Source organism: Variovorax sp. MPBD4-3, assembly GCF_058809745.1.
In genome coordinates this window covers 1-3,998 of the sequence record NZ_JBXASW010000121.1, presented here as the reverse complement: position 1 = coordinate 3,998, position 3,998 = coordinate 1, and the positions used below count along the sequence as shown (strand labels likewise).

The 3,998-nt window shown below is 69.9% G+C and carries 4 protein-coding genes; 3 read left to right on the top strand and 1 reads right to left on the bottom strand.

The genetic code is table 11. From position 1 onward, the window contains the following. Positions 1-50: 50 nt before the first annotated feature. Genes AC1RVW_RS30655 through AC1RVW_RS30645 form a run of 3 tightly spaced genes read left to right on the top strand, consistent with a single transcriptional unit; the run spans position 51 to position 2,721 of the window. A complete protein-coding gene (locus tag AC1RVW_RS30655; RefSeq protein ID WP_081270150.1) occupies positions 51-1,028 on the top strand; it encodes a diacylglycerol/lipid kinase family protein in 978 nt (325 codons plus the stop codon). An 18-nt stretch (positions 1,029-1,046) separates the two neighbouring features. Further along, positions 1,047-1,868 (top strand): metallophosphoesterase family protein, encoded by an 822-nt coding sequence (locus tag AC1RVW_RS30650; RefSeq protein WP_285414262.1) that lies wholly within the window; start codon positions 1,047-1,049, stop codon positions 1,866-1,868. Between the two features lie 10 nt (positions 1,869-1,878). Continuing rightward, positions 1,879-2,721 carry a phosphatase PAP2 family protein gene (locus AC1RVW_RS30645; protein ID WP_081270167.1) on the top strand — a complete coding sequence of 281 codons (843 nt, stop codon included), beginning with the start codon at positions 1,879-1,881 and terminating at the stop codon, positions 2,719-2,721. A gap of 11 nt (positions 2,722-2,732) precedes the next feature. Here AC1RVW_RS30645 and AC1RVW_RS30640 read toward each other — a convergent pair whose 3' ends face one another. Beyond that, positions 2,733-3,803, bottom strand: coding sequence for an asparaginase (locus tag AC1RVW_RS30640; protein WP_081270152.1), 1,071 nt, complete (start codon positions 3,801-3,803; stop codon positions 2,733-2,735). Positions 3,804-3,998: the final 195 nt, after the last annotated feature.

Sequence of the window (3,998 nt, the reverse complement as noted above, 5' to 3'; positions counted from 1 at the left end):
CCGTACAAATCCGCCCGCCTCCGCCACGCGCCGCCCCACCTTCCAGAAACATGCCAGCGCCAGAAACCGGACCCGACTCCCCCCTGTTCATCGTGCTCAATGCCGGCTCCGGCAGCGAGGACGCGGCCGAGGCCCGCCGGGTCATCGAGGAAGGCTGCGCGGCCGCCGGGCGCAAGCACCGCATCTTCCTGATCGACGGGCCCGGCCGGGTCCAGGCGCTCGCGCGCGAAGCCGTCGAGCGTGCCCGCGCCGTGGGCGGCGTGGTGGTGGCCGCGGGCGGCGACGGCACCATCAACGCGGTGGCGCAGGCCACGCTGGGCAGCGGCTGTGCCTTCGGCGTGCTGCCGCAGGGCACCTTCAACTACTTCAGCCGCACCCACGGCATTCCGCGCGACACGGCGCAGGCACTGCACATCCTGCTGACCGAGCAGCCCCGGCCGGTGCAGGTCGGGCTGGTGAACGACCGGGTGTTCCTGGTCAACGCCAGCATGGGCCTGTACGCCGAGTTGCTGGAAGAGCGCGAGACCTACAAGGCGCGCTACGGCCGCAGCCGCTGGATCGCCCTGGGCGCCGGGCTGCTGTCGGTGCTGCGCGGCCACCGGCACTGGAACCTGCGCATGGCCTGGCGCGGCAACGAGCGCGACATCCGCACGCCCACGCTGTTCGTGGGCAACAACCCGCTGCAGTTGCACCAGGTCGGCATTGCCGAGGCCGACGTGCCCGAGCAGGGCCAGCTGGCGGCCATCGTGCTCAAGCCCGTGGGGCCGCTGTCGATGCCCGGCCTGCTGGTGCGCGGCGCGCTCGGCCGGCTCGGCGACGCCGACGAGGTGCTGAGCTTTCCATTCGAGTCGCTCACGGTGAAGGCCCCCCGCTCGCCGGGCAAGGCGGGGGCACGCCGCGTGAAGGTGGCGACCGACGGCGAGATCGGCTGGGCCGACATGCCGCTGCTGTTTCGCGTGTCGCCCGAGCGGCTGTGGCTGGTGCGTCCGGCGCAGACGGCGCCGGAACTCGAAGCGGCGCGCGAATGAGCGTCCAATGAGCCCCCGATGAGTTGCCTGCTGCAGATCTCCGACCCCCACTTCGGCACCGAGCAGCCTGACGTGCTTCAGGCGCTGGAGCGGCTTTCGGCCGCGCTGTCGCCGGGGGTGGTGGTGTTCTCCGGCGACATCACGCAGCGCGCCACCGTGGCGCAGTTCGCGGCGGCGCGCGCCTTCGCCGACAGGCTTGGCGCACCGGTGCTGGCGGTTCCGGGCAACCACGACATTCCGCTTTACCAGCTGGCCGCGCGCGTCCTGTCGCCCTACGCGCGCTACAGCCAGGCTTTCGGCGACGACCTGGAGCCCGAGTTCGAGTCGCCAGAGTGGCTGGTGGTCTCGGTCAACACCACGCGCTGGTACCGGCACGAAGACGGCGCGGTCTCGCCCGCGCAGGTCGAGCGCGTGGCGCAGCGGCTGGCCTTGGCCGCGCCGTCGCAGGTGCGCGTGGTGGTGACGCACCAGCCGGTGATGGTCACGCGCACGCAGGACCTGGGCAACCGCCTGCATGGGCGCGAGCGGGCGGTGGCGCGGTGGACCGCGGCGGGGGCCGACCTCATCCTGGGCGGGCACATCCACCTGCCGTTCGTTCGTTCGCTGCACGACGCGTTCTCGGGCTGCGCGCGCACGGCTTGGGCGGTGCAGGCCGGCACGGCCGTGTCGTCGCGCGTGCGCGCCGGGTATCCGAACTCGGTGAACGTGGTGCGCGCGGACATCGCCGATGGCCGTCGCGCGTGCCGGGTGGAACGCTGGGACTACGTGGCGCGCGACAAAGCCTTCGGCTGCGCTGAAGTATTCGGGCTTTCTCTTGCCAGTGAAGCGGTGCGGCCTTAGGGTGCGCCGCATGTCGACGGAAGCCTCTCTTGCACCCCTCTCCCCTCTTTCCCCCCTTGTCGTCGCCGCCCAGCAGCTCGGCGCGCACGCGCTGCCCTGGTTCCTGTGCCTTCTAGCGCTGTCGGTGCTCGGTGCCGGCGCGGCCTGCCACGTGCTGCAGAAGCGCCACTTCAAGGCGCAGGACACCGAAGAGCCCAGCGAGCCGCGCATCGCGCTCGGCCTCGCCTCGGGCTTCGTGCTGATCCTGCTGGCGTCGAGCCTCTTCGCATGGATCGCCTCGAACATCTCCGACGGCCGCGTGCTCGGCCAGGCTGACCACGCGCTGACCGATGCCATCGCCACCCATTTGCCGTGGGCGGCGCTGGTGACGTTCAGCTGGATCACGCACCTGGGCGACGCGGCCTTCCTCGGCCCGGTGTGCCTGCTGGTGGCGGCCGTGCTGTGGTGGCATGCGCACCGCGGCCTGGCGCTGGGCTGGATGCTGGCGCTGGGGGGCATCGTGGTGCTGAACCCGGCGCTCAAGCACATCTTCGAGCGGGCCCGTCCATTGCACGAACACGGCCTGGCGCTGGAGACGAGCTACAGCTTTCCCAGCGGCCACAGCGCCGGCGCGATCGTGAGCTACGGGATGCTGCTGTACCTGGTGTTGCGCACGCTGCCTGCGCGCTGGCACGTGCCGGGTGCAATGGCCGCCGCCGGGGCCATCGTCACCATCGCCTGCAGCCGCATCTTCCTGCAGGTGCATTTCGCAAGCGATGTGGCGGCCGGCCTGCTGACCGGCTTCGCCTGGCTGCTCGTGTGCGTGGGCAGCCTGGAGTACGCGCGGCACCGCAAGAGCCGCACCGCGCGCTGAGCCCTGCGGGCTCAGTACTCCCAGAAGATCCGCTGCAGTTCCTTGGTGTCGCTGGTCTTGGTCAGGGCGACCATGGCCAGGATGCGCGCCTTCTGCGGGCGCAGGTCGTGCGCCACCACCCAGTCGTACTTGTCGTCGGGCTGCTCGGCGTTGCGGATGACGAAGCCGTCGGGCACGCGCGAGCTGCGGATCACGATCACGCCGTCGGCGCGCGCCTTCTGCAGGTTGGGCACGATGCGGTCGGCCACCGAGCCGTTGCCGGTGCCGCCGTGGATCAGCGCCTTGACGCCGCTCTTGGCAATGGCGTCGATGGCGATGGACGACACGCCCTCGTAGCCCATCGCGATTTCCACCGGCGGCAGCGCGCTGATGTTGTCGATGTTGAACTCCGAGTTCATGGTGTGGCGCTTGACCGGTGCGCGGAACCAGTAGTTGCGGCCCTCGACCACCATGCCCAGCGGACCCCACTGGCTGGAGAAGGCGCTGGTCTTGATGTTGACGTTCTTGCTCACGTCGCGGCCGCTGTCGATGTTGTCGTTCATCGTCACCAGCACGCCCTTGCCCATGGCGTCCTTGCTGCCCGCCACGCTCACGGCGTCGTACAGGTTGAGCGCGCCGTCGGCCGACAGCGCGGTGCCCGGGCGCATCGAGCCGACCACCACGATCGGCTTGCTGGTGTGCACGGTGAGCGTCAGGAAGTAGGCGGTTTCCTCGAGCGTGTCGGTGCCGTGCGTGATGACGATGCCGTCCACGTCGCTCTGCTTCGACAGCGCCGACACGCGCTTGGCCAACGTCAGCAGGTTGTCGTTGGTGAGGCTTTCCGATGCGACCTGGAACACCTGTTCACCGCGTACGTTGGCCACCTTGGAGAGTTCCGGCAGGCCTGCGATGAGCTTTTCGACACCGACCTTGGCGGCGGCGTAGGTGGCGCTGTTGACGGCCGATGCGCCCGCGCCCGCGATGGTGCCGCCGGTCGCCAGGATCACCACATTGGGGAGCGCCTGCTGTGCCTGCGCGAGCGCACTGGCGGCCAGCAATGCCGCGCCGGCCGCGAAGGCCCTGAAACGGGGGGAAAGATACATGGAGAGCTCCTTGGTTGAAATGAATTATTCGAGGCGGCGAGGAAGATACATGAACCATGCCGGCATGCCTTGCGCGCTCATGCCGGCATGGCATGCGTCCATGCGCGAAGGATTACCATCGACCGCGCGCACTGCTGCCACCCTTGCCATGAACGCCGAATCCGCCGCCCTCCCCGCCCCGACCGCCGTGACTCC

Bases quoted from the DNA above. Each gene is read 5' to 3' on its own strand.
- AC1RVW_RS30655 (WP_081270150.1), top strand. From the start codon at position 51: ATGCCAGCGCCAGAAACCGGACCCGACTCCCCCCTGTTCATCGTGCTC.
- AC1RVW_RS30650 (WP_285414262.1), top strand. From the start codon at position 1,047: ATGAGTTGCCTGCTGCAGATCTCCGACCCCCACTTCGGCACCGAGCAG.
- AC1RVW_RS30645 (WP_081270167.1), top strand. From the start codon at position 1,879: ATGTCGACGGAAGCCTCTCTTGCACCCCTCTCCCCTCTTTCCCCCCTT.
- AC1RVW_RS30640 (WP_081270152.1), bottom strand. From the start codon at position 3,803: ATGTATCTTTCCCCCCGTTTCAGGGCCTTCGCGGCCGGCGCGGCATTG.